This window comes from Azospirillum formosense (assembly GCF_013340925.1).
Classification (GTDB): domain Bacteria; phylum Pseudomonadota; class Alphaproteobacteria; order Azospirillales; family Azospirillaceae; genus Azospirillum; species Azospirillum formosense.
Genome location: NZ_WHOR01000404.1, coordinates 1 through 3,640, shown reverse-complemented (window position 1 = coordinate 3,640; position 3,640 = coordinate 1). Strand labels below are relative to the sequence as shown.

The window sequence follows — 3,640 nt, the reverse complement described above, 5'->3', positions numbered from 1 at the left end:
TTTGATTGACTGGGGCCGCACGATATCTCAACAGGGGGGGGTTCGTGGGCGGCGTCGGATGTTTATAAGAGACGGGGGCAGGGGCGGGAGGAGCGGCACACGCTGGGCACCCGCCTGTTTGGAAAGGCCGACGGCTGGGACTGGAACTGGGAGGCGATGCTCCAGACCGGGCGGATCGACGGCCCGAATACAGGGGGCGACACCATCGCCGCCTGGTCGGTCGCCAGCGACACCGGCCACCGCTGGGAGGGTGTCCCGCTGCGCCCGCGGCTCGGGCTGAAGGCGAACATCGCCAGCGGCGACCGCGATTCCGGCGACGGGCGGCTGGGCACCTTCAACCCCCTCTTCCCCCGCGCGAAGTATTTCGGGGAGCTGACCCCGGTCGGGCCGCTGAACCTGATGAACCTGCACCCCTCCGTGGATCTGGCGCTGTCGGACGAGTTCAGCCTGTCCGCCTCGGCCATCGCCTATTGGCGGATGAGCCTGGAGGACGGCGTCTACGACCTGTCCGGGAACCTGCTCCGCTCCGGCGCCGGGTCGCGGTCGCGCCACATCGGCACGCAGGGGGAGCTTGTGCTGTCCTACGCGGCCGGGCGCACGGTCGAGGGGCTGCTGTCCTACTCGCTGTTCCGGCCGGGCTCCTTCCTTCAGGACACCGGCCCTGCGAAGACCATCCACTTCGTCGGGATGGAAGCGGTGTTCAAATTCTGATCCGTCCGGATGACGGCTCCCATCCATCGGACGGGTCGAAGGGGCGAACTTACGGTAAGTTGCGCCCACCACCAGGGTCGGGAGGCGGAACATCCCCGCGACCGCGCCGTTCCAGCGCCTGAACCGGACCGAAGCGAACCGGCCACAGGCCTTGAAGTCGGTCCCAGAAAAGGTGGAGGCGATCCCATGAAGCACCAAACCCGCGCCGTCCTGGCGGTGGTCCTGACCGGCGCGGTCCTGGCGGGCTGCGCGCCGGCGTCCGAAACCGCGCCGCCGTCCGCCGTCCTGGCCCCGGCGAGCATCGAGCCGACGCCGCGGCTGTCCATGGTCGAGAACGTCCGCTCCACCGCCAAGGTGCGCGGCGTCGACGAGGCGGCGCGGACGGTGATCCTGCAATTCCAGGACGGGCGGGAAGAGGCGGTGACCGCCGGAAGCGGGGTGCGGAACTTCAACCGCATCAAGGTCGGCGACACCGTGCAGATCGAGTACGCGCGCCTGACCAACATCGTCACCCAGCCGCCGGGCGGCGGGCCGGGCGCCGTTCAACGCAGCAGCACGGACCGCGCCGCGGTCGGCGAGATGCCGCGCGCGTCGGCGATCACCACGACCCAGGTGACCGAGGTCGTCGAGGCCATCGACCTCAACCGCCGGATGGTCACGCTGCGCGGGCCGCAGGGGCGTACGCGCACGGTTCCGGTCCCGCCGGACGTGCAGGGGCTGGAGACGGTGAAGCCCGGCGACGAGGTGGTGATCAGCCGGACGGAGGCCGCCACGGTCACCGTGATGCGATGAGGGGGAGGGAGGAGAAGGCCACCGCAGAAGGAAGGTGGCGCGAGTGACGGGACTTGAACCCGCGGCCTCCGGCGTGACAGGCCGGCGCTCTAACCAACTGAGCTACACCCGCAATATGGCTCCGGATGCTGGACTCGAACCAGCGACACGCGGATTAACAGTCCGCTGCTCTACCGACTGAGCTAATCCGGAACGGAGGCCGGCTTATAAGCCCCTTTCCGGGGGCTGGCAAGGGGAAAACGAACCGTCGGCGGGATTTTCCGCGTCACGCCCGCGGGGGCGATGCAGGGCCGTGAAAATGGGGCGGAAATGTGGCGAAGGCCTCGCGCATCGGTTGACAGCGGGCGCGGCTTTCGCTTCCTTCCGGCCCCGGTTCCCGTCACCTGCCGCTGGTCCCCGTTCCCCATGTCCAAGGTCGTTCCCTTCGCCCAGGCGCGCGAAGCCCTCCTCGCCCGCCTCACCGAACAGCTTCCCCCCTCCACCGAGTGGGCCGGGCGCCTGATGCTGATGCCGGACGGCAACCGGGTGGAGCCGATGCCCGCGACGGATGCGGTGGAGGTGCTGCGCGCCTTCCGCGCCGGGCTGGGCGAGGCCATCGGCGCCGCCCCCTGCTCGGTCGGCGGCATGTGGGTGTCGCGGGAGGACTGCCTGGACTGGGACGGGCTGCTCGCTCCGCTGGCGGTGGCCGCCGGCTATGTGGTGGCCGGGGCGACCGGCGGCGCCGGCCTGTCGGTGGAACTGTTCCGCTGCAAGAGCGCGCTGGTCGGCTGGGGCGTGCGCGGCCTGCGCGGGGAGCCGGCGGTGGCCCGGTCCGCCGGCTACGCCGTGGTGATGGTCAGCCGCCGCCCGGACGACCAGGAGATCGTGCTGGACCGGGTGATGGACACCTTCGGCTTCGTGATGCGCAGCCAGGGCGAGCCGGTGGTGGACACGGGCGACCTGAACGCCCGGCTGGCCCGCCGGGCCTGCCCGCTGCGGCGATAGGCGGTCAGCGGTTCGGCGCGTCGGCCTGGACGATGCGGGCGACGGTCTGCAAACGCTGCACGTCGCGCACCTCCAGAACGATGCCCAGGTTCAGCGCGGCGAGCGTGTCGGCCAGGGACCGCATGCTGTCCCGCACCCGCTCCAGCGCGTCGGGGCCGTGGTCCGATTCGCTGCCGAGGGAACTGACGAAGGCATTGATTTCCAACTGCATTTACGCCCGGCTCCGCCTGTGTGGTGGGGGCTGTCCCTCAAGGCGTTACTCCGATCCGCGCGGTCCCGTCCATGACGCTTGCGCCATAGGCCGCTGGGCAAATTCCTCCCTTCGCCATTAGGCCGAAGGGCGACGGAAGCGCAGGGGTTCGCCGAAGCCGGGGATGGCGAAACGGCCGGCATCGACCGACTGCTCCGCCAGCGCGTGGTGCAGCGCCCGGATCGGGGCGTCGATGCCTTCCGCGGTGAGCTGGAAGGTGCCGAAATGCATGGCGACGCTGTGCCGTGCGCCCAGGTCGCGGTGCGCCCGCACGGCGTCGGCCGGGTTCATGTGCTGGGCGGCCATGAACCAGCGCGGCTCGTAGGCGCCGATCGGCAGCAAGGCGACGTCGATGGCGCCGAACCGCCGCCCGATCTCCTTGAAATGCGGACAATAGCCGCTGTCGCCCGCGAAATAGACGGCGGCGTCCGGCGTCTCCACCACGAAGCCGCCCCACAGCGTCCGGCGCCGGTCGAAAGGCGTGCGCGAGGACCAGTGCTGCGCCGGGACGAAGGTGATCCGGGTGCCGTGCGGGCCGGGCAGGCTGTCCCACCAGTCCAGCTCATGCACCGCGTCGAAGCCGGCGCGGCGCATCATCGGGCCGTTGCCCAGCCCCGTCATCACCTGCGGAACGCCGCGCCGCCGCGCCAGATGCCGCAGCGTCGGGGCGTCGAGATGGTCATAGTGGTTGTGGCTGAGCAGCACCGCGTCGATGGCCGGCAAATCCTCCATGCGCACCGCGGGCGGGCGCACCCGCTTCGGCCCCAGCCGCCCGAAGGGGCCGGCATGGTCGGAATAGACGGGGTCGGTCAGGAAGGCCGCCCCGCCGATCTGGATCAGGAAGGTCGCCTGCCCGATGAAGGTGACCGCCACCTCGCCGCGCGCCGGGGTGACGGGGCGGAA

The 3,640-nt window shown here is 70.6% G+C and carries 5 protein-coding genes and 2 tRNA genes; 3 read left to right on the top strand and 4 right to left on the bottom strand.

Features of this window, described 5'->3' with window-relative positions; translation table 11 throughout:
• The first annotated feature begins 9 nt into the window (after positions 1-9).
• Positions 10-711, top strand: coding sequence for an alginate export family protein (locus GBZ26_RS28205; RefSeq protein WP_282184365.1), 702 nt, complete (start codon positions 10-12; stop codon positions 709-711).
• Between the two features lie 186 nt (positions 712-897).
• Complete coding sequence (locus tag GBZ26_RS28200) at positions 898-1,503, top strand: hypothetical protein (RefSeq protein ID WP_174441636.1); 606 nt, start codon at positions 898-900, stop codon at positions 1,501-1,503.
• A 35-nt stretch (positions 1,504-1,538) separates the two neighbouring features.
• On the opposite strand, the gene GBZ26_RS28195 is transcribed toward GBZ26_RS28200, so the two are convergent.
• Both GBZ26_RS28195 and GBZ26_RS28190 read right to left on the bottom strand, forming a co-directional pair.
• Positions 1,539-1,615 (bottom strand) — tRNA-Asp (locus GBZ26_RS28195).
• Positions 1,616-1,619: 4 nt separating this feature from the next.
• Positions 1,620-1,695: transfer RNA gene (locus GBZ26_RS28190), tRNA-Asn, on the bottom strand.
• Positions 1,696-1,908: 213 nt separating this feature from the next.
• Between GBZ26_RS28190 and GBZ26_RS28185 the strand changes: the two genes are divergently transcribed.
• Positions 1,909-2,487, top strand: coding sequence for a hypothetical protein (locus GBZ26_RS28185; RefSeq protein WP_014197749.1), 579 nt, complete (start codon positions 1,909-1,911; stop codon positions 2,485-2,487).
• A gap of 4 nt (positions 2,488-2,491) precedes the next feature.
• Here GBZ26_RS28185 and GBZ26_RS28180 read toward each other — a convergent pair whose 3' ends face one another.
• On the bottom strand, positions 2,492-2,698 hold the full coding sequence (locus tag GBZ26_RS28180) for a hypothetical protein (protein WP_174441635.1): 207 nt from the start codon (positions 2,696-2,698) through the stop codon (positions 2,492-2,494).
• A gap of 117 nt (positions 2,699-2,815) precedes the next feature.
• A partial coding sequence (locus tag GBZ26_RS28175; protein ID WP_174441634.1) for an MBL fold metallo-hydrolase occupies positions 2,816-3,640 on the bottom strand: 825 nt, incomplete at its 5' end.